Annotated in this window: 16 protein-coding genes and 1 tRNA gene; 13 read left to right on the forward strand and 4 right to left on the reverse strand. The window is 68.1% G+C overall.

The genetic code is table 11. The features are described 5' to 3' along the window. The first annotated feature begins 66 nt into the window (after nucleotides 1-66). Genes gltB through pyk form a run of 3 tightly spaced genes read left to right on the forward strand, consistent with a single transcriptional unit; the run spans nucleotide 67 to nucleotide 7,615 of the window. The gene (gene gltB / locus DT073_RS09895) at nucleotides 67-4,656 is read left to right on the forward strand and encodes a glutamate synthase large subunit (RefSeq protein ID WP_124293238.1); all 4,590 of its coding nucleotides are present in this window, start codon (nucleotides 67-69) and stop codon (nucleotides 4,654-4,656) included. Beyond that, entirely contained in the window at nucleotides 4,649-6,115 is a 1,467-nt protein-coding gene (locus tag DT073_RS09900) for a glutamate synthase subunit beta (protein ID WP_124293239.1), read from the forward strand. The genes gltB and DT073_RS09900 overlap by 8 nt, the downstream gene beginning before the upstream one ends. Nucleotides 6,116-6,166: 51 nt before the next feature. Then, entirely contained in the window at nucleotides 6,167-7,615 is a 1,449-nt protein-coding gene (gene pyk, locus DT073_RS09905; protein ID WP_124293240.1) for a pyruvate kinase, read from the forward strand. Between the two features lie 25 nt (nucleotides 7,616-7,640). On the opposite strand, the gene DT073_RS09910 is transcribed toward pyk, so the two are convergent. Beyond that, a complete protein-coding gene (locus DT073_RS09910) occupies nucleotides 7,641-9,257 on the reverse strand; it encodes a RecQ family ATP-dependent DNA helicase (RefSeq protein WP_240638569.1) in 1,617 nt (538 codons plus the stop codon). Between the two features lie 161 nt (nucleotides 9,258-9,418). Here DT073_RS09910 and DT073_RS09915 point away from each other — a divergent pair, with 161 nt between their 5' ends. Further along, complete coding sequence (locus DT073_RS09915) at nucleotides 9,419-9,811, forward strand: SHOCT domain-containing protein (protein WP_124293242.1); 393 nt, start codon at nucleotides 9,419-9,421, stop codon at nucleotides 9,809-9,811. Between the two features lie 19 nt (nucleotides 9,812-9,830). Here the strand turns inward: DT073_RS09915 and DT073_RS09920 are convergent. Beyond that, nucleotides 9,831-9,916 (reverse strand) — tRNA-Leu (locus DT073_RS09920). Between the two features lie 90 nt (nucleotides 9,917-10,006). Here DT073_RS09920 and DT073_RS09925 point away from each other — a divergent pair. Further along, nucleotides 10,007-10,645, forward strand: coding sequence for an ANTAR domain-containing response regulator (locus tag DT073_RS09925; protein WP_124293243.1), 639 nt, complete (start codon nucleotides 10,007-10,009; stop codon nucleotides 10,643-10,645). Continuing rightward, nucleotides 10,642-11,517, forward strand: coding sequence for a class I SAM-dependent methyltransferase (locus tag DT073_RS09930; RefSeq protein WP_124293244.1), 876 nt, complete (start codon nucleotides 10,642-10,644; stop codon nucleotides 11,515-11,517). Before DT073_RS09925 ends, DT073_RS09930 begins: the two co-directional genes overlap by 4 nt. Nucleotides 11,518-11,524: 7 nt before the next feature. On the opposite strand, the gene DT073_RS09935 is transcribed toward DT073_RS09930, so the two are convergent. Next, nucleotides 11,525-11,959, reverse strand: coding sequence for a hotdog fold thioesterase (locus DT073_RS09935; protein WP_124293245.1), 435 nt, complete (start codon nucleotides 11,957-11,959; stop codon nucleotides 11,525-11,527). Between the two features lie 50 nt (nucleotides 11,960-12,009). On the opposite strand from DT073_RS09935, the gene polA reads away from it, so the two are divergent. From polA to DT073_RS09960, 5 genes are all read left to right on the forward strand, one after another. Beyond that, on the forward strand, nucleotides 12,010-14,649 hold the full coding sequence (gene polA, locus DT073_RS09940) for a DNA polymerase I (RefSeq protein ID WP_124293246.1): 2,640 nt from the start codon (nucleotides 12,010-12,012) through the stop codon (nucleotides 14,647-14,649). Between the two features lie 75 nt (nucleotides 14,650-14,724). Beyond that, nucleotides 14,725-16,398 carry a DUF885 domain-containing protein gene (locus DT073_RS09945; protein WP_124293247.1) on the forward strand — a complete coding sequence of 558 codons (1,674 nt, stop codon included), beginning with the start codon at nucleotides 14,725-14,727 and terminating at the stop codon, nucleotides 16,396-16,398. Nucleotides 16,399-16,492: 94 nt separating this feature from the next. Further along, nucleotides 16,493-17,563, forward strand: a complete 1,071-nt coding sequence (locus tag DT073_RS09950; protein WP_124293248.1) for an LLM class flavin-dependent oxidoreductase — start codon at nucleotides 16,493-16,495, stop codon at nucleotides 17,561-17,563. Nucleotides 17,564-17,578: 15 nt separating this feature from the next. Then, nucleotides 17,579-18,934: an MFS transporter gene (locus DT073_RS09955; RefSeq protein ID WP_502697163.1), complete on the forward strand. Its 1,356-nt coding sequence runs from the start codon at nucleotides 17,579-17,581 to the stop codon at nucleotides 18,932-18,934. 19 nt (nucleotides 18,935-18,953) lie between these two features. Further along, nucleotides 18,954-19,715, forward strand: a complete 762-nt coding sequence (locus tag DT073_RS09960; protein WP_205782925.1) for an SGNH/GDSL hydrolase family protein — start codon at nucleotides 18,954-18,956, stop codon at nucleotides 19,713-19,715. A 12-nt stretch (nucleotides 19,716-19,727) separates the two neighbouring features. Here the strand turns inward: DT073_RS09960 and DT073_RS09965 are convergent, their stop codons facing one another. Then, nucleotides 19,728-20,291 carry a dihydrofolate reductase family protein gene (locus DT073_RS09965; RefSeq protein WP_124293249.1) on the reverse strand — a complete coding sequence of 188 codons (564 nt, stop codon included), beginning with the start codon at nucleotides 20,289-20,291 and terminating at the stop codon, nucleotides 19,728-19,730. A 130-nt stretch (nucleotides 20,292-20,421) separates the two neighbouring features. Here DT073_RS09965 and DT073_RS09970 point away from each other — a divergent pair, with 130 nt between their 5' ends. Together DT073_RS09970 and DT073_RS09975 are read left to right on the forward strand one after the other, a co-directional pair. Beyond that, nucleotides 20,422-20,685, forward strand: coding sequence for a DUF6458 family protein (locus DT073_RS09970; RefSeq protein ID WP_124293250.1), 264 nt, complete (start codon nucleotides 20,422-20,424; stop codon nucleotides 20,683-20,685). A gap of 30 nt (nucleotides 20,686-20,715) precedes the next feature. Beyond that, the gene (locus DT073_RS09975) at nucleotides 20,716-21,495 is read left to right on the forward strand and encodes an SDR family oxidoreductase (protein WP_124293251.1); all 780 of its coding nucleotides are present in this window, start codon (nucleotides 20,716-20,718) and stop codon (nucleotides 21,493-21,495) included. Nucleotides 21,496-21,512 lie beyond the last annotated feature (17 nt).

Genomic DNA, 21,512 nt, shown 5'->3' on the forward strand with positions numbered 1-21,512 from the left:
GGGTGTTCATCAGCTGATTCGGGCCGACGTCGTCCCATCTTGAGCATCAATGTGAGGACGGTACGCATGGCCGCGAGTTCCGGCAGCAGCACCTCCACGTCGGTCGTGGGCGGTGGCTTCCCCGCCCGCCAGGGCATGTACGACCCGGCATTCGAGAAGGACGCCTGCGGGTTGGCGATGGTCGCGACGCTCCGAGGCGAACCGGGCCACGACATCATCGACCTGGCCCTGACGGCGCTGCGCAACCTCGAGCACCGCGGTGCGATCGGTTCGGATGCGGGCACCGGAGACGGAGCCGGCATCCTCACCCAGATGCCCGACGCCTTCTTCCGCGAGGTCGTCGACTTCGACCTGCCCCCGATGGGGGAGTACGCGGCGGGCATGGTCTTCCTGCCGCGCGACGAGGAGGCACGAGCCGAGCAGAAAGCCGGCATCGAACGGATCGCCGCCGGCGAGAACCTCGTCGTGCTCGGCTGGCGCGACGTGCCGGTCGCCGAGGAGCACCTGGGGAAGCTGGCCTTCGAGGCGCGCCCCGCCTTCGAGCAGATCTTCGTATCCCGTCCCGGTGAAGGCGATGCGCCGGCGCTGTCGGGCATCGATCTGGACCGGCGCACCTATCGGATGCGCAAGCGCGCCCGACACGAGCTCGACGCCTACTTCGTCTCGCTGTCGGCACGCACCATCGGCTACAAGGGCATGGTCACCACGCTCCAGCTCGAGCCGTTCTATCCCGACCTCCAGGATGAGCGCTTCGCCTCCGAGCTCGCCGTCGTGCACTCACGGTACTCCACCAACACCTTCCCCTCCTGGCCGCTTGCGCAGCCGCTGCGGATGCTCGCGCACAACGGCGAGATCAACACCGTCAAGGGCAACCGCAACTGGATGCGGGCGCGGCAGTCGCAGCTGGAGTCGGAGCTCCTCGGCGACATCCGTCCACTGCTGCCGATCTGCACCGTCGGCTCCAGTGACTCCGCGTCGTTCGACGAGGTTCTCGAGCTGCTGACGCTGACCGGCCGGAGCCTTCCGCACGCGGTGATGATGATGGTGCCCGAGGCCTACGAGAAGCAGGCCGACATCGCCCCCGATCTCCGGGCGTTCTACGACTACCACGCGAATCAGATGGAGCCGTGGGACGGCCCCGCGGCGCTGATCTTCACCGACGGCACGCTCGTGGGTGCGACGCTCGACCGCAACGGCCTGCGTCCGGGACGCTGGACGGAGACGACCGACGGCTTCGTCGTGATCGGCAGTGAGACCGGGGTCCTCGACATCGCCCCCGAGCGCATCAAGCGTCGGGGCCGGTTGCGCCCGGGCCGGATGTTCCTCGTCGACACCGAGGCCGGACGCATCGTCGAGGACGACGAGATCAAGCGCGACCTCGCGACCATGCATCCCTGGCAGGAGTGGCTGGATGCGGGGCGCGTGCGCCTGGCCGATCTGCCCGAGCGCGAGCACATCGTCCACCCGATCGCCTCGATCACCCGTCGTCAGCGCACCTTCGGCTACACCGAGGAGGAGGTGCGGATCCTCCTGACCCCGATGGGGCAGAACGGCGCCGAGCCGCTCGGCGCGATGGGCAGCGACACCCCGGTCGCCGTCCTCAGCGACCGGCCGCGCCTGCTGTTCGACTACTTCGTCCAGCAGTTCGCGCAGGTCACCAACCCGCCGCTGGACTCGATCCGCGAAGAGGTCGTCACCTCCCTGTCGCTGGGGCTCGGGCCCGAGCGCAACCTGCTGTCGTGGGGACCGGACCACGCCCGCACGGTGATGCTCGACTTCCCCGTGATCGACAACGACGAGCTCGCGAAGATCCAGCACATCGACACGGCACTGCCCGATCGGTCGTCGGTGACGATCCGAGGTCTCTATCGCGTCGAGGCCGGGCACAAGGGCATGCGCAAGCGGCTCGAACAGATGTGCACCGAGGTCGACCAGGCGATCGAGGACGGCGCGGAGCTCATCGTGCTCAGCGACCGCGACTCCAACAAAGACCTCGCACCGATCCCGTCGCTGCTCATGCTGGCTGCCGTCCACCACCACCTCATCCGACGTGAGACCCGCATGAAGGTCGGTCTCGTCGTCGAAGCCGGTGACGTGCGCGAGGTGCACCACATCGCCACCCTCATCGGCTACGGTGCGTCGGCGGTGAACCCCTACCTGGCGATGGAGACGGTCGAATACCTCGTCCGCGCGGGTTACATCACCGGCGTCACCCCCGAGAAGGCGGTGAAGAACCTCATCTACGCCCTCGGCAAGGGCGTGCTGAAGATCATGTCGAAGATGGGCATCTCCACCGTGTCGTCCTACGCCGGTGCCCAGGTCTTCGAGGCTGTCGGGCTGTCGCAGGAGCTCGTGGAGACCTACTTCACGGGAACCGAGACCAAGCTCGGGGGCGTCGGGCTCGACGTCATCGCCGCCGAGAACGCCGCACGCCACGCCTACGCGTATCCCGAAGACGCCGCGGTGCGTGCGCACGAGCGGCTGTGGACCGGGGGCGAGTACCAGTGGCGCCGTGACGGATCGCCGCACCTCTTCAACCCCGACACCGTGTTCCGTCTGCAGCATGCGACGCGCACGCGGCGGTACGACATCTTCCGCGAATACACGAAGCTGGTCGACGATCAGGCGGCCGAGCTCAAGACCCTTCGTGGGCTGTTCCAGCTGCGGTCGGGGGTGCGCCCCCCGGTGCCCATCGACGAGGTCGAGCCCGTATCGGCGATCGTGAAGCGTTTCCAGACCGGAGCGATGAGCTACGGCTCGATCTCCCAGGAGGCGCACGAGACCCTCGCGATCGCGATGAACCGCATCGGCGGTCGATCGAACACCGGTGAGGGCGGCGAAGACGTCGAGCGCCTGCTCGACCCGGTGCGGCGCAGCTCGATCAAGCAGGTCGCATCGGGACGGTTCGGGGTCACGAGTCTCTACCTGACCGAGGCCGACGACATCCAGATCAAGCTGGCCCAGGGCGCCAAGCCCGGCGAGGGCGGACAGCTCCCTCCGGCGAAGGTGTACCCGTGGGTCGCGCGCACGCGCCACGCCACCGCAGGCGTCGGGCTCATCTCGCCACCGCCCCACCACGACATCTACTCGATCGAAGACCTCAAGCAGCTCATCTTCGACCTGAAGCGCTCCAACCCCGGCGCCCGGATCCACGTCAAGCTGGTGAGCCAGTCGGGGATCGGCGCGGTCGCGGCGGGCACGGCCAAGGCGCTGGCCGACGTCATCCTCGTCTCGGGGCACGATGGAGGTACGGGCGCGAGCCCGCTCAACTCGCTCAAGCACGCGGGCACCCCGTGGGAGCTGGGGCTGGCCGAGACGCAGCAGACGCTCATGCTCAACGGGATGCGCGATCGCGTGGTCGTGCAGGTCGACGGTCAGCTCAAGACCGGGCGCGATGTCATCATCGGCGCCCTCCTGGGCGCGGAGGAGTTCGGCTTCGCCACCGCACCGCTCGTGGTCTCGGGCTGCATCATGATGCGCGTGTGCCACCTCGACACCTGTCCGGTCGGCGTCGCGACGCAGAACCCGACGCTGCGGGCACGCTTCAACGGCAAGCCGGAGTTCGTGGTGAACTTCATGGAGTTCGTCGCCCAGGAGGTGCGCGAGTACCTCGCGGAGCTGGGGTTCCGCTCTCTCGACGAGGCCATCGGCCGCACCGAGATGCTCGACCTGAACGGCGCGATCGAGCACTGGAAGGCCAGTGGCCTCGACCTCACGCCCGTCCTCCACGGACCGAACTTCGCCGAAGACGAGCCGCGGCGCCACGGTCGCGCCCAGCTGCACGAGCTCGAGGAGCACTTCGACACGGTGCTCATCGAGCGAGCCCGCGACGTGATCGAGCGCGGCGGGTCTGTGACGATCGATCTGCCCATCCGCAACACCGAGCGCGCCGTCGGCACGCTCCTCGGGCATCACGTCACCCGTGCACGAGGGGAGAACGGTCTGCCCTCGGGATCGATCACCGTCAACCTCACCGGCTCGGCCGGTCAATCTCTCGGTGCATTCATGCCGGCGGGGATCACGCTGCGTCTCGAGGGCGACTCCAACGACTACGTCGGCAAGGGCCTGTCCGGGGGCCAGATCGTGATCCGCCCGCCGCGCGGAGCGTCGTTCGACGCGTCGAAGAACGTCATCGCCGGCAACGTCATCGGCTACGGGGCCACCCAGGGCACGATGTTCCTCCGGGGCGTCGTGGGGGAGCGGTTCCTCGTCCGCAACTCCGGCGCGACCGCGGTCGTCGAGGGCGTGGGCGATCATGCCCTCGAGTACATGACCGGAGGCCTCGCCGTCATCCTGGGCGAGACCGGACGCAACCTCGGTGCCGGGATGTCGGGGGGAACCGCGTACATCTACCGGCTCGACCGGAAGCTCGTCAACCGGGAGGCGATCGCGTCGGGCGAGCTCGTTCTCGGCGAGCTCGGCGCCGGTGACGTCGAGATGCTCCGCGACCTGCTCGAACAGCATGTCAAGGAGACCGGATCCGAACTGGCGCAGCGCCTGCTCGACGACTTCGAGCGCGAGGCGCAGAACTTCGTCCGTGTCGTCCCGCGCGATTACGCCGCTGTCCTGCAGACCCGGCAGGAGGCGCTCGACGAAGGACTCGATCCCGACGGCGACGTCGTATGGAGCCGCATCCTGGAGGTGACGGGTGGCTGACCCCAAAGGCTTTCTGAAGGTGACCGAGCGGGAGCTGCCGCCTCGGCGCCCCATCCCGGTGCGGATCATGGACTGGAAAGAGGTCTACGAGCCGGGGGACTCGGCCGTTCTCCGTCGCCAGGCCGGTCGATGCATGGACTGCGGCGTGCCGTTCTGCCACAAGGGATGTCCGCTGGGAAACCTCATCCCGGAATGGAACGACCTGGTGTGGCGGGGCGAGGGGCGCGCGGCGATCGAGCGCCTCCACGCGACGAACAACTTCCCGGAGTTCACGGGCCGGCTCTGCCCCGCGCCGTGCGAGAGCTCGTGCGTTCTGGGCATCAACCAGCCTCCGGTGACGATCAAGCAGGTCGAGGTCTCGATCATCGACGAGGCGTTCTCGCAGGGCTGGGTCGAGCCCGAGCCCCCCGCGCGTCTGACCGGCAAGACGGTCGCCGTCGTCGGATCGGGTCCGGCCGGCCTCGCCGCCGCGCAGCAGCTCACCCGGGCCGGTCACACCGTGGCGGTCTACGAGCGTGACGACCGCATCGGTGGGCTGCTCCGCTACGGCATCCCCGACTTCAAGATGGAGAAGCGCCATCTCGAGGCGCGTCTTCGTCAGATGCGCGACGAGGGCACCCGGTTCCGCGCCGGTGTCGAGATCGGCATGGACATCTCGTGGAGCGATCTGCGCGCGCGGTACGACGCCGTCGTCATCGCCACGGGGGCGACGGTGCCGCGCGACCTCGCGATCCCCGGTCGCGATCACGCGGGCGTGCACTTCGCGATGGAGTACCTCGTCGAATCGAACAAGGCGGTGGCGGGCGACGCGGTGTCCAACCAGATCACCGCGGAGGGCAAGCACGTCGTCGTGATCGGCGGCGGCGACACGGGAGCCGACTGCATCGGCACCGCCCACCGGCAGGGCGCCCTGAGCGTGACCAACCTCGCGATCGGCAAGCAGCCGCCCGAGGAGCGCCCCGAGGACCAGCCCTGGCCGATGATGCCGAACCTGTTCGAGATCGCCTCCGCGCACGAGGAGGGCGGTGAGCGTCAGTACCTCGCGTCCACCGTCGAGTTCCTCGCGAACGCCGTCGGCGAGGTCCGCGCGCTGCGCGTCGCCGAGACCGAGTACCGCGATGGCCGACGCGTGCCGAAGTCGGGCACGGAGCGCGAGATCCCCGCCGACCTCGTGCTGATCGCCATGGGCTTCACCGGCCCCGAGCACGCGCACCTGGCCGATCAGCTCGGCACGCAGTTCGGTCCGCGGGGCAGCATCGAGCGCGACGCGGTCTACCAGACATCCGCTCCTGGGGTGTTCGTCGCCGGCGACGCCGGGCGCGGTCAATCGCTCATCGTCTGGGCCATCGCCGAGGGTCGCGCGGCGGCCGCGGCGGTCGACGAGTACCTTATGGGCAGCACCGACCTGCCGGCGCCCGTTCACCCGAACGATGTCGCCATCGGGCTGCAGCCCGCGTAGGCTTGCCCCGGCCCTTCGCCATTTCCCCCATCACTCGGAGTTCATACACGGATGAGACGCGCCAAGATCGTCGCCACTTTGGGTCCTGCCACTTCCTCTTATGACATGGTCCGCGCGATCATCGATGCCGGAGTGGACATCGCCCGGCTGAACCTCAGCCACGGCGACTACTCCGTACACGAGGCCAACTTCGCCAATGTCCGCAAGGCCGCTGACGACGCGGGTCGCCCGGTGGCGGTGCTGGTCGACCTGCAGGGGCCGAAGATCCGTCTCGGCCGCTTCGCGGACGGCCCGCACGAGCTCGCCGAGGGCGACATCTTCAAGATCACCACGGAGGATGTCCCGGGAACGAAGGAGCTCGTCTCGACGACCTTCAAGGGGCTTCCCGGTGACGTCAAGCCCGGCGACTTCCTCCTGATCGACGACGGCAAGGTGCGCGTCGAGGTCGTCGAGGTCGAGGGCTCGGTCGTGACGACGCGTGTCATCGTCGCCGGCACGGTGTCGAACAACAAGGGGATCAACCTGCCGGGTGTGGCGGTGAACGTCCCCGCGCTGTCGGAGAAGGACGAGGCCGACCTCCGCTGGGGTCTGCGGATCGGCGCGGACTTCATCGCCCTTTCGTTCGTGCGAAACGCCAAGGACATCCAGCGCGTGCACGTGATCATGGCCGAGGAGGGACGCCGCGTTCCCGTGATCGCCAAGATCGAGAAGCCGCAGGCGGTGGACAATCTCGAGGAGATCATCGACGCCTTCGACGGCATCATGGTCGCCCGTGGCGACCTCGGCGTGGAGCTGCCGCTGGAGGCGGTGCCGATCGTCCAGAAGCGGGCCGTCGAGCTGTGCCGTCGGATGGCCAAGCCCGTCATCGTCGCCACCCAGATGCTGGAATCGATGATCAACAACCCGGTGCCCACACGCGCCGAGACCAGCGACGTCGCCAACGCCGTTCTCGACGGTGCCGACGCCGTCATGCTCTCGGGCGAGACCAGTGTGGGGGACTACCCCGTGAAGGTCGTCGAGACCATGGCGCGCATCGTCGAGTCGACCGAGGATCACGGACTCGAGCGCATCGCGCCGCTGACCACGAAGCCGCGGACCCAGGGGGGTGCCATCACCCTCGCCGCGATGGAGGTGGCCGACTTCGTCGAGGCGAAGTTCCTCTGCATCTTCACCGAGTCCGGGGATACCGCGCGCCGCATGTCGCGTCTGCGTCCGAAGATCCCCATGATCGGATTCACGCCCGAGCCGGCGATCCGTCGTCGCATGGCGATCACGTGGGGGATCCGCTCGACGCTCGTCGAGCATGTCCCGCACACCGACCGCATGTTCATCCAGGTCGACGACTACCTCCTCGCGAACGACCTGGCCAAGGTCGGCGACAAGGTCGTCGTGATCTCCGGGTCGCCTCCCGGGATCGTGGGTTCGACCAACGACATCCGCATCCACAAGGTCGGCGATGCCGTGCACGGTGCGGCCCCGATCTATCAGACGCGGGACTGACGCACCACGTGACGAAGAGACCTCCTCACGCGACGCGCGTGAGGAGGTTTCTCTCTTCGACGGCGGCCGACTGAAGGACCTTGTAGCCCTGCTCCCCGAAGAAGACAGTGAGCCGGTCGTCCTCGACGTCCACGACGCTCCCGCGTCCCCATTCGGCGTGTTCGACCTCGCACCCGGTGGGGAAGGGCGCGTCTGCGATGACGAACACCTCCTCATCGGCCGTGCCGCTTCGACAGGTGTCGCAGCTGCGACAGGACTCCGAGCCGTCGTCCCCGAAGTAGCTCAAGAGCACCCGCCGGCGGCACCCCCTGGTCTCGGCATACCGGCGCATGACGTCCAGGCGTGACTGCTCGATCCGCTGCCGACGGTCGGCGGCCTCCCGCGCCAGTGCTGCTGCCTCCTTCGGTCGTCGCACGGCGATGACCGTCGCGCCGTTGCGGTCGACACCGACCACTCCCGCTTCCACGAGGAGGTTCACGAGCCCGGTGACGCGCCGCGTCGAGAGAGTCAGGGTCTCGGCGAGCGCCCGGATCCCGACCGGCGCATCCGCCTTCACGAGGGTCCGGTAGACCCGGCTGACGGCCCCGGTATCGACGGATCGCGCGGCGAAGTACTTGCGGATTCCCAGGTCCTCGGATCGGTAGAACAGCACCGCCTGCGCGGGTTCCCCGTCTCTTCCCGCGCGTCCGGTCTCCTGCGTGTAAGCATCCAGCGACTCGGGAACGGCGGCATGCGCGACGAAGCGCACGTCGGGTTTGTCGATGCCCATTCCGAACGCGTTGGTCGCGACGACGACGTCGATCTCCCCGTGCAGGAACTGCTCGTGCGTTCGTCGGCGCTCGCGCGAGGGGAGCCCGGCGTGATAGGTCTCTGCGCGAACACCCTGTTCGCGCAGACGGGACGTCAGCTCCTCCGCAGCGCGTCGGGTCGAGGTGTAGACCAGCCCCGGCGGAGGAAGCGTCGGGATCACCTCGATGATCTCCCGGTCCTTCTCGGCCTCCAGCGCGAACCTCCGGACATCCAGATCGATGTTCGGTCGATCGACACCTCGAACCACGAGAAGCGGATCTGTCAGCCGGAGGCGCTCGACGATCTCCTCGCGAACGGGTGCCGCAGCCGTCGCGGTCAGCGCGACGGTGGGAGGGTGCCCCAGTCGCTCGCGCACCCCGCCGAGACCGAGATAATCGGGACGGAAGTCGTGCCCCCAGCTCGCGACGCAGTGAGCTTCGTCCACGACGAACAGGCCGATCGTCAGGTTCGACAGCCGGTCGAGGACATCGTCCTTGGCGAGTTGTTCCGGGGCCAGGAAGAGGAATTCCACCTTCTCGGCCCGGACGGACTGCCAGAGTTCCTCGGTGGCGCGCTCTCCAATCGACGAATTCAGCATGGCGCCGCGGGGCGCGCGCGGAGTCTCGGAGAGACCGGCGAGCTGATCGGCCTGGAGGGCGATGAGAGGGGAGACGACGATCGTCATGCCGTCCCGCAAGGCTCCCGCGAGCTGGTAGACCGCGGACTTTCCTGCACCCGTGGGAAGGACGGTGACGACGTCCCGGCCCGCCAGCAGTGCGCTGACGGCTTCCTCCTGCCCTTCCCGAAGGTCTTCCCACCCATAGAGCTCGCGCGCGGCGCGAGCGATCGACATTCTCTGCATCGTGTCCTTCCCGGGGGCCGGATCATCCTGCCACTCGCCGTCCGCCACCCCTCGGGGGATTGACAACCGGTGATCGAGCACTCCGCCCACGCCTCTCCCGCTCGGACCACGTGGTCGCTACGCTGAGGCCATCCCTCGAGGCGAGGAGCGACATGCCCTACATCACCGATCTGATCTGGCTCATGCTGTGGGCGTTCTATCTCGTCGCCTACCTCTACGTCGTGATCGTCATCATCACCGACCTGTTCCGCGACCATCAGCTCAACGGCTGGTTCAAGGCACTGTGGATCATCGCTCTGGTCTTCGTGCCGCTTCTGACCGCGTTGGTCTACATCATCGCCCGGGGTCGGGGAATGGCGGAGCGCGCTCAGGCGGCGTCACCTCGAGCAGTGGCCGAGAACGACGACTACCGGCCCGCGCCGTCAGCCAGCCCTGCGGACGACATCGCCAAGGCCAAGCAGCTGCTCGATTCGGGGGTCATCACCGCGGGCGAGTTCGAGGCGTTGAAGAGCAAGGCCCTCGGCCACCAGTTCTACGGCGCGTGAGCCGGCGTCGCGCCGGGCATGGTGCCGGTGGTGGGAGTCGAACCCACACGCCCTTTCGGGCAACCGAGTTTGAGTCGGTCGCGTCTGCCATTCCGCCACACCGGCTCGCGGCCAGCGGCCGCGTCCGCCCTCGACCCTATCGCAGCGAGCGGACCCGATTGCGGGCCCGCATGCGGGAAGCCGTAGGATTGCGGGGTGACTGAGTCAGAGCGCGCCGGGCAAGAGCAGTCCGGGCAAGAGCAGGCCGCCGCATCCGCCCCTCGCCGGGTCGTCGTCGCCGAGGATGAGTCGCTCATCCGCCTCGACATCGTCGAGATCCTTCGCGACAACGGCTTCGATGTCGTCGGAGAGGCCGGCGACGGCGAGACCGCCGTGCAACTGGCCACCGAGCTGCGCCCCGACCTCGTGATCATGGATGTCAAGATGCCGCAGCTCGACGGCATCAGCGCCGCCGAGAAGCTCAGCAAGAACCACATCGCCCCCGTGGTGCTGCTCACCGCCTTCAGCCAGAAGGAGCTCGTCGAGCGCGCGAGCGAGGCCGGCGCGCTGGCCTATGTCGTCAAGCCCTTCACCCCGAACGATCTGCTTCCTGCCATCGAGATCGCTCTGGCCCGTCACGAGCAGATCATCACGCTCGAGGCCGAGGTCGCCGACATGGTCGAGCGCTTCGAGACCCGCAAGCTCGTCGACCGGGCGAAGGGTCTCCTGAACGAGAAGATGGGCCTCACCGAGCCCGAGGCGTTCCGCTGGATCCAGAAGGCGTCGATGGACCGTCGCCTGACGATGCAGGATGTCGCCAAGGCGATCATCGAGCAGCTCGCGCCCAAGAAGTGACCACCGAGCCTCCCACGGACGCTGCCGTCGCACACGCGGACGGAGTCGAGATCGCCTGGGAGGACGCGCGCGCGTTCAATCTCGCCAATTGGCAGGACCGGGCCGCGCTCCACGAGGAGGCCTACGGACTGGAGGCCTTCGACGACCCGGAGCATCTATCAGAGGTCGCCAGCGACGATCTGGCGGCGCTCCTGCCGTTCGTCGGCACGCTGCGCGGCAAGGATCTCTGTCACCTCCAGTGCCACATCGGTACGGACACCGTGTCACTCGCCCGAGCCGGTGCGCGGGTGACGGCGCTGGACTTCAGCGACCGTGCCCTCGAGGTCGCGGCGCGTCTGGCGGAACGCGCGGGTGTCGATGTGACCTGGGTCCTCGGCGACGTGCTCGAAGCCCGAACGCACGTGAGCGGCGATTTCGACATCGTCTACACCAGCGTGGGAACGATCGGCTGGCTCCGCGACCTCGATCGCTGGGCGATGCAGATCGCGGCCCTGCTGCGTCCGGGCGGGCTGTTCTACATCCGCGACGGGCATCCGATGCTCTACACGATCGACGAGGATGCCGACGACGATCTGGTGCGGCACCGCTACTTCGCAGACGGCACGGCGCAGATGTGGGATGACGACTCCACCTACGCCGGTGACGGCAAGGTCGCCCATTCGCGAACCTACGAGTGGCCTCATCCCCTCTCCGAGACGATCAACTCCCTCATCTCCGCCGGGTTGCAGATCGAGAAGCTCGACGAGGGGCGAGTGCTCCCCTGGCGGTTCAGCGGGCGAATGGTGCCCGTGGACCACGGATGGATGTGGCCCGAGGGCGTCCGCGATCGCATTCCGGCGACCTTCACGATCATCGCGCGCAAACCCGCCTGAGAGGGTGTCAGCTGCGGGCGGCCACGTCCTTGATGTGATTGGTGATCCGCACCGTCGAGCAGCGGCGTCCCTCATCGTCGGTCACGACGATCTCGTGCACGGTGACGCTCCGACCGAGGTGCAGGGGCGTGCAGACTCCGGTCACGAAACCGGAGGTCGCGGATCGGGTGTGCGTCGCGTTGATGTCCACGCCGACCGCGAGGCGCCCGGGCCCGGCGTGGAAGTTGGCGTGCATCGAGCCGAGCGACTCGCCGAGCACCACGTACGCGCCGCCGTGGAAGAGTCCCACCGGCTGGGTGTTGCCCGCCACCGGCATCCGTGCCGCGCACCGCGCAGCGGTGAACTCCAGCCACTCGAAGCCCATCTTCTCGGCGAGCGCCCCGATGCCCCGGGCCTCGGCCCAGGAGAGCTCATCGGCATCGGTGTCGACGGTGTCGGTCATCGGGGGTTCCTGGCTCGGGGGGTGTCTCACCCCGCGTCTAGGCTGTCAGGGTGACGGACTCCGCAAAGCCTACCCTCCTCGTCGTGGACGGCCACTCGCTGGCCTACCGGGCGTTCTACGCCCTCCCCGTCGACAATTTCTCCACCAAGGACGGGCAGCACACCAACGGGATCTACGGGTTCCTGGCGATGCTCATCAACCTCATCAAGGCTGAGAAGCCCACGCACCTCGCTGTCGCCTTCGACACCTCGCGTCAGTCGTTCCGTACGCGGCAGTACGCCGAGTACAAGGCCAACCGCTCCGAGACCCCCAAGGAATTCCAGGGACAGATCCCGCTGCTCAAGGAATGCCTCGCGGCGATGAGCATCCCGGTGCTGGAGCAGGAGGACATCGAAGCCGACGACATCCTCGCGACGCTCGCCACGCGTGGAGCGGCAGAGGGCTTCCACGTCCTCGTCTGCTCCGGAGACCGCGACACGATCCAGCTGGTCACCGACGACATCACGCTCCTGTACCCGAATGTGCAGGGCGTCTCGCAGCTCAAGCGCTACGACTCCGAGGCTGTCCGCGAGCGCTACGGCGTCGAGCCGGCGATGTACCCCGATGTCGCGGCTCTCGTCGGCGAGACCAGCGACAACCTTCCCGGCGTGCCGAAGGTGGGTGAGAAGACGGCGGTGAAGTGGCTGAAGCAGTTCGGATCGCTCGATGACCTTCTCACCCAGGCCGACAAGGTGACCGGGGTGGTGGGGAACAACCTCCGTGAGCATCTCGACGACGTACGCCGCAACCGACAGCTGAACGCACTCCTTACCGACGTCGATCTCCCGGTCGGCCCCGCTGACCTCGCGGTGCGGCCGATCGATGCGCAGGCCGTCCGCGAGATCTTCGCGCAGCTGGAGTTCCGTACGCTCCTGCCCCGGGTCTTCGAGGCGGCGGGCGTCGATCAGGCCATGTCGGCACAGGCCGCCGTCCCCACCGCCACGGCGCCGACCCCCTCCGAGCCCGACTCGGCGAGTCTGGCAGCCTGGGTCGACGAGGCGTCGGGTGATGTGGCACTGACGCTCATCGCCGAGAACGGGCGACCGCGTCGCATCGGGCTCGCCACGATCGACGCCGCCGTCGAGGCGACCTGGTCCGAAGAGATCGCCGCCGCTCTCACCCCGTGGCTGCTCTCGGAGTCTCCGAAGGTGCTCACCGACGCCAAGCCGCAGGTCAAGGCGCTCCGCCGCGAGGGGATCCGCCTCGGCGGACTCGCCTTCGACACGATCCTGGCGGGCTGGCTCCTGCGCCCGAGCTTCCCCGACAAGTCCCTCGCCGACCTCACCGATCGTTTCCTGGGCGAGAAGCTCCCCGAGTCCGACCCCGCTCAGCTCGTCCCCGAGACCGAGGGCGCGACCCCGGGGCAGCTGTCGTGGTTCACGCTGCGCGTCGCCGAGGCGCAGCGCTCGCAGCTCGCGGCATCCGTCCTCTCGGTCCTGACCGACATCGAGCTGCCGACGCTGCAGACCCTCGCCGACATGGAGCTCGCCGGAGTGGCGGTCTCGCACGCGAAGCTGTCGGAGTTCACGGGCGAGCTGGGCGACCGGGCAGACCGGATCGCCCAGGAGGCCTACGCCGCGATCGGACGCGAGGTCAACCTCGGGTCGCCGAAGCAGCTGCAGGAGGTGCTCTTCGAAGAGCTCCAGCTGCCGAAGACCCGCAAGACCAAGACCGGATATTCCACGGATGCCGCGGTGCTCGCCGATCTGCAGGAATCCCACCCGCATCCGTTCCTGAACCTCCTGCTCCAGCATCGCGAGGCGACCAAACTCCGCCAGATCATCGAATCGCTCGACACCGCGATCGGTGCCGATGGGCGCATCCGCACCACCTACCTTCAGACGGGGTCGCAGACGGGGCGGCTTTCGAGCACCGACCCCAACCTCCAGAACATCCCGATCCGCACGGAGGAGAGCCGCCGCATCCGGTCGGCGTTCGAGGTCGGTGACGGCTACGAGGCGCTGCTGACCGCCGACTACTCGCAGATCGAGATGCGCATCATGGCGCACCTGTCCGAAGATCCCGGCCTGATCGAGGCGTTCAACTCAGGGGAGGACACCCACCGGTTCGTGGGTGCGCGGGTCTTCGGTGTCGCACCCGAAGACGTCACCCCCGCAATGCGGACGAAGGTCAAGGCGATGTCCTATGGCCTGGTGTACGGTCTGTCGGCGTTCGGGCTGTCCAAGCAGCTGCGGATCGAGCAGGCCGAAGCGCGGGAGCTCATGCTCGAGTACTTCGCGCGGTTCGGCGCCGTGCGCGACTACCTGCGCACGTCTGTCGAGAAGGCCCGCATCGACGGCTACACCGAGACGATCTTCGGCCGCCGGCGGCCGTTCCCCGACCTCAACAGCCCCAATCGGGTGCTGCGTGAGAACGCCGAGCGGGCGGCTTTGAATGCGCCGATCCAGGGCAGCGCCGCCGACATCATGAAGGTCGCCCTGTTCCGCATCCACGATGACCTCACGTCACAAGGGCTCGCCTCGCGTGTTCTCCTGCAGATCCACGACGAACTCGTCGTCGAGGTGGCGCCGGGGGAGTGGGACGCCGCCGAGCGCATCGTCCGGGAGCGGATGGCGGATGCGGCGGAGCTGACCGTTCCGCTTGACGTGCAGATCGGCCGCGGCGCCGACTGGAACGCCGCGGGCCACTGACCGGGCGCACCATCGGTCGCGGCGCACCGCCGCATTGTTAGCGCTCGGGCGAGCGGGGTGCCTAGGCTCGGAGGTATGACAGACTCATCCCGCACCCCCACGCCGATCGACACGATCGCCGAGGCGTGGGTCGACACCCTGGCCGAACTCGATCCGTCGCTGGCGACGTACATCGGTCGATCCGAGCACAACCACCGCTACGGCGACTACTCGCCCGAGGGTCAGGCCCGCGTGATCGAAGAGGCGAAGAAGGTGCGCGCAGCTCTAGCGAGCGCGACCCCCGCCGACGAGATCGACGCCGTGACGAAGGAGGATCTCACCCGCGAGCTCGACCTGCAGATCGAGCTCGACGAGGCGAAGTGGCACCTGCGCGACCTCAACGTGATCGCCTCTCCCGCTCAGGACATCCGAGCGGTGTTCGACCTCATGCCGACAGACAGCGCCGAGGACTGGTCGGTCGTCAGCGAGCGGATGTCTGCCCTCCCCGAGGCCGTGCGCGGATACATCTCCACTCTCCGCGAGGGGATCGCGCAGGGGATGGTTCCCGCTCGCCGCCAGGTGGTCGAGGTCGCGACCCAGATCGCCCGCTACACCGCCGATGGGGGGTTCTTCACGACCTTCGTCGGCAACGCCGCTCCTGCCGAGGGTCAGCTTCCGGCATCCCTCGCCCGTGAACTGTCCGACCGCGCCGGTGCCGCACGCGTCGCGTACGACGAACTGGCATCGTTCCTCTCCGGTGAACTCGCCCCGGTGGCGACCGAGAAGGACGCCGTCGGTCGGGAAGTGTACGCGCTGATGTCGCGCCGATTCCTCGGCGCCACGATCGACCTCGACGAGACCTATGAATGGGGCGTCGAGGAACTCGCGCGCATGGTCGCCGAGCAGGAGCAGATCGCCGGTGAGATCAAGCCGGGCGCGTCGGTGGAGGAAGCCGTGGCGTTCCTGGAGGAGGATCCGTCGCGGAAGCTCCACGGCACAGAGGCGCTGCAGAAGTGGATGCAGGAGACCAGCGACCGCGCCGTCGCCGAGCTCGGCAAGACGCATTTCGACATCGCCGAGCCGATCCGTCGCCTGGAATGCATGATCGCGCCTACGAACGAGGGCGGCATCTATTACACCGGCCCCACCGACGACTTCTCCCGTCCCGGACGCATGTGGTGGTCGGTGCCGGAGGGTGTCACGGAGTTCGACACGTGGCGCGAGCTCACGACGGTGTACCACGAAGGCGTGCCAGGCCACCATCTTCAGATCGCGCAGGCGGTGTACAACCGCGCGCAGCTGAACTCGTGGCGTCGGCTGCTGGCCGGCCCTTCGGGCCACGCCGAAGGATGGGCGCTGTACGCCGAACGCCTCATGGAGCAGTTGGGATACCTCGATGACCCGGCCGATCGACTCGGCATGCTCGACGGTCAGCGGATGCGTGCCGCGCGCGTCGTGCTCGACATCGGCGTGCACCTCGAGAAGCAGCGCCCCGATGGCGAAGGGACGTGGGACGCCCCGTTCGCGTTGGAGTTCATGCGTCGCAATGTCAACATGCCCGACGAGTTCGTCACCTTCGAGGTGAACCGCTACCTCGGCTGGCCCGGGCAGGCACCGTCGTACAAGGTGGGACAGCGCATCTGGGAGCAGTTGCGCGACGACTATCGCGAGGCGAACGGCGCAGACGCCGACCTCAAGGCATTCCACAAGAAGGCGCTCGACATCGGCGGCGTGGGCCTGGACACCCTCCGCACCGCGCTCGCGCGCTGACAGGTGCGGCGACGTCCCCGAAGGAATAGTCTGAGAGCCACGATGTTCTATTCGTCTGAATAGGTCCCTCCGGGGCCGCAGAGAAAGGGCGATCATGATCGAGTTCGGACTCCACACCTTCGGGGACGTCACCGTCGACGCGGACGGCCACGAGCTGTCGCAGGCGCAGACCCTGCGCAACCTCGTCGACCAGGCGGTGCTCGCCGACGAGGTGGGCATCTCGTTCTTCGGCGTGGGGGAGCACCACCGCCGCGAGTACGCCGTGTCGAGCCCCGAGGTGGTTCTCGCCGCGATCGCGTCGCGGACACGCGACATCCGTCTGGGAACGGCGGTGACGGTGCTGTCGTCCGACGAGCCGGTGCGGGTCTACCAGCGCTTCGCCACCCTGGACGCCCTCTCGAACGGTCGCGCCGAGCCCATCCTCGGGCGCGGCTCTTTCACCGAGTCGTTCCCGCTCTTCGGCTATGAGCTGAAGGACTACGAGGTGCTCTTCGAAGAGAAGCTCGAGCTGTTCGCCCAGCTGCTCACCGAGCGGCCGGTCACCTGGGAGGGCACGACGCGTCGCGGTCTGTCGAACGTGGACGTGTTCCCCAAGACCGAAGGCGGAATGCCGGCGTGGGTCGGTGTGGGCGGCTCTCCCGAGTCGGTCGTGCGCACCGCGCGGTACGGCTTCGGTCTCATGCTCGCCATCATCGGCGGACCCGCCGCGCGCTTCGCCCCGTACGCCGAGCTGTTCCGCCGGTCGCTGGCATCCTTCGGACACGAGTCGCGGCCGATCGGGGTGCACTCGCCCGGTCATATCGCCGACACCGACGAGCAGGCGTGGGAGGAGGCGTACCCCGCTTTCGACGTCATGTTCTCGACGATCGGGCGCGAGCGCGGATGGCCGCCGTACAACCGGCTCCGCTTCCAGCAGGATGTCGGCGAGGGTGCCATCTACGCCGGCTCACCCGAGCGTGTCGCTCGCAAGATCGCCGAGACGGTGCTCACTCTCGGGCTCGACCGGTTCGACCTGAAGTACTCCAACGGCACGCTCGGTCACGAAAAGCTCATGCGCTCGATCGAGCTGTTCGGAACGCAGGTGATCCCGCGCGTGCGCGAGCTGGTTGCAGAGGCGCAGGCGCTGGATGCCGCGCCGGAACCGGCGACGACGGCAGCGCCCTAACATGACTGCGTGAGCATCCGCACCGCACCCGAGTCGGTCAGCGACCGTCTCGACGGTCTTCCCTTCACCCGCAGGCACCTCCGGGTCCTCACCGGATCCGGGGTGGGGTGGGCGCTGGACGCGATGGATGTGGGGCTCATCTCCTTCGTCATCGCGGTTCTCGCCCAGCAGTGGAGCCTGACCGGGACGGAGGCTTCGCTCATCGCCTCCGCCGGATTCCTCGGCATGGCCGTCGGCGCAAGCCTCGGGGGGCTCCTCGCCGATCGCATCGGGCGTCGCTCGGTCTTCGCCGTCACCCTGCTCGTCTACGGTCTCGCCACCGGTGCCAGCGCATTGGTCGGAGGCGTGGCGGCGCTGCTGGTGCTCCGTTTCATCGTCGGTCTGGGCCTCGGAGCCGAACTCCCCGTCGCTTCGACGTATGTGAGCGAACTCGCCCCCGCGCGGATCCGGGGCCGGGTCATCGTCATCCTCGAGGCCTTCTGGGCGGTCGGATGGACCGCGGCGGCGCTGATCGGATTCTTCGTGATCCCGGCATCCGAGGACGGGTGGCGCTGGGCCTTCGCGCTCGGCGCGGTCCCCGCGGCGTACGCCCTGGTGGTTCGGTGGGGGCTCCCGGAGTCGGCGCGCTGGCTGGAGCGCCGGGGTCGAGCCGGTGACGCGGAGGCGGTGGTCCGCTCTTTCGAGACGTCGCCGGCCCTCTTCCCGCGCGGGGGGACTCCGACGGCCGCGACTCCGCCGGCGCCGGCGCCGACGGTCGAGGGGAGCAGGGTGCGCGCCGGCGTCGCGGCTCTGTGGAGCCCCGAGTTCCGTCTTCGCACCGTGTGCCTTTGGCTGGTGTGGTTCTGCGTGAACTTCAGCTACTACGGTGCCTTCATCTGGATCCCGTCGATCCTGGTCGCGCAGGGGTACGACCTCGTCCGCTCTTTCGGGTTCACCCTCATCATCACCCTCGCCCAGCTGCCGGGGTACGCCGCGGCGGCCTGGTTGATCGAGGTCTGGGGCCGTCGTGCGACGCTGTCGGTCTTCCTCGTCGGCTCCGCCGTCGCGGCGGTGCTGTTCGGCACGGCGACGAGCGAGGCGACGGTGATCGCGACGGGAATGGCCCTGTCCTTCTTCAACCTGGGCGCGTGGGGCGCGCTGTACGCGATCACTCCGGAGACGTATCCCACCTCGGTGCGCGCGACGGGCGCTGGGTGGGCGGCGGGAGTCGGCCGGATCGCGTCGATCATCGCCCCGCTCGCTGTACCACCGCTCCTGGCACTCGGGGGAGCTCCGGTGCTCTTCGTCGTGTTCGCAGCGTTCTTCGCGATCGCGGCGGCCGGTGCGTGGGGTCTCTCCGACCGGCGAGGCCGTGCCTTGGATGACCGCTGAGCGTTTGTAGGGTGGTCTGATGGCTGCAGTGCGCTATGTCGCGATCGGGGATTCGTTCACGGAGGGCGTCGGCGACGAGCTTCCCGACGGACGCACCCGGGGGTGGGCCGACCTCGCAGCCCAGGGTTGGGCGGATGCGACCGAGCAGCCGATCCAGTACGCCAACCTCGCGATCCGCGGGAAGCTCGTCTGGCCGATCGTCGAGGAGCAGCTCGAACCCGCGCTGGCCTTGAAACCCACACACCTGTCGTTCAACGGCGGCGGCAACGACATGCTCCGACCGCGGACGTCGATCCGTGACATCGCGGACGCCTTCAGCCAGGTTCTCCGGCGGTGCGACGAGGAGGGCGTGCGGCTCATCCTCCTGTCCGGAGCGAATCCCTCGCCACAGCTTCCGCTCAGTCGCGTCATCCAAAGGCGCGGTGACCTCCTGTCGATCGCCGTCGTCGGGCGAGTTCAGGATCGTCCCGATGTCATCCGCGCACTGAATTGGCCCGACCGCGACTTGTCGGCGCCGCCGTTCTGGTCGCCCGACCGGTTGCACATGAACAGCCGGGGTCATCATCGCGTCGCAGCTCGGGTGCTGACGGCGCTGGGTCTGACGCCACCGGAACAGTGGTGGTCGCTACCCGAGCTGGAGTTCGGTCAGCTGGGGCGCCGCGACTACTACCGCGAGCATCTCGGTCCGTGGGTGCGTCGGCGTCTGACCGGTACATCGTCCGGGGACGGTCGAGCGCCGAAGTACGCGGACTGGGTGACCCTCACGCCGGCATCGGGGTGACGCGAGCGCCGCTCAGGTCGGCCTGACCGTATAGCGCAGCTCGGCGAACTGGCCCGCGCGTGCCACCGATTCGAGGTGGAGCCTGTCGGGCCCGATCCGTCTCGGGAGGAGGGGGCGCCCGGACGGAAGGGTGGCAGGGGCGATCGACACCCGGATCTCGGACAGCAGTCCCGCGTCGGCGAACTGGCCCGCGAGGTCGCCGCCGCCGACGATCCAGACCGCGCGTTCCGCTGCTGCCGCCTTGATCTGGGGCCACTCGGAGGAGACCGCGCCGGTGGCGAACCTCACGTCCGCGCCGGCGACGCGGGGGAGCGCTCGCGACGTGAAGACCCATGTCACCCGGTCGCCGTAGATCTCCGTCCATTTCTCCGGGTGGGCGAGCAGGTCCTCGTGCTCCACGACCCACTCATAGGTCGTCGATCCCATGACGAGCACGCCGACGGTCTCGAGGAATGCCGAGAAGTCCTGTTCGGCCTCGTCCGCCCCTGGTGTGGCGAAGAGCCATTCCAGCGAGTCGCTGTCGTCGGCCAGGAATCCATTGAGTGTCGTCGCTGTGTGGAAGATCACCGGAGTCATCTCCGAAGCCTATGTCGTGCCTCCGACATGCCGCATGCGTCTCGTCCTGTCAAGAGGGTGCGCCCCCGGTCTCAGACAGTCCACAGTGTTGGGTGGGCAACGCCCTCGCATACCCGGAAAGGGGAGACCCATGAGTATCGGTGCTGGTATCGCACTCTTCGCCATCGGAGCCATCCTGGCCTTCGCCGTCAACGTGCAGGTCGAGTGGATCAACCTCGACATGATCGGTTACATCCTGATGGGTGCCGGTGCCCTCGTGTTCCTCATCGGCATCGTGCTCCTCGCACGTCGCCGCAACACCGAATCGGTGAGCCGCACCACGGTCGACCCGGCGACCAACGAGCGCGTCACCCGGCAGTCGACCAGCCGTCCCGACGACGCCGCGGGACTCTGACGCTCACCCGGCGGACCGTAGGCTCGAACGATGAGCCCCACGTCTCCGCCGGGTACCGCCCTCATCACCGGCGTCGGCCGGCGCCGCTCGATCGGCGCAGGGCTCGCTCTCGGTCTCGCTCGTGATGGTTGGAACCTCGTTCTGAACCACTGGGACGAGTACGACCAGCGCGTGGAGCTCGACCGCGGGGTATCCGATCCGCTCGACATCGCGGACGCGTGCCGCGCGTACGGCGTCTCCGTCACCGTCGTCCGCGGCGATCTCTCCGATCCTGCAATCCCGGAGCGACTCGTCCACGAGGCCGCTGCCGGGGGACCGCTTCGTGCGCTCGTGATGTCGCACTGCGAGTCCGTCGACAGCTCGATCTTGACGACGAATGTCGAGAGCTTCGACCGCCACTTCGCCGTCAATGCCCGGGCGACCTGGCTTCTCATCAAGGCCTTCGCCGAACGGTTGCCGCAGAGCGCTTCGCCCGGAGAGGTCGCGGCGTCGATCATCGCCCTGACGAGTGATCACACCGCTCACAACCTTCCCTACGGCGCGAGCAAGGGCGCACTCGATCGGATCGTCATCGCAGCGGCCGTCGAGCTGGGCGATCGAGGCGTGCGGGCCAATGTCATCAACCCCGGCCCGATCGATACGGGCTGGATGGATGACGACATCCGGCGGTGGACGTTCGACGCGACCCCGGCGGGGCGTCTCGGTACACCCGACGACATCGCCAACACCGTCCGCTTCCTCCTCTCGCCGGAGGGGTCGTGGATCAATGGGCAGCTGCTGAAGGTCGACGGCGGGTTCGCGACCGGCTAGATCGCTGCGGCGAGCCA

It is taken from the genome of Microbacterium sp. ABRD28 (assembly GCF_003850245.1).
In the GTDB taxonomy this organism is placed as follows: domain Bacteria; phylum Actinomycetota; class Actinomycetes; order Actinomycetales; family Microbacteriaceae; genus Microbacterium.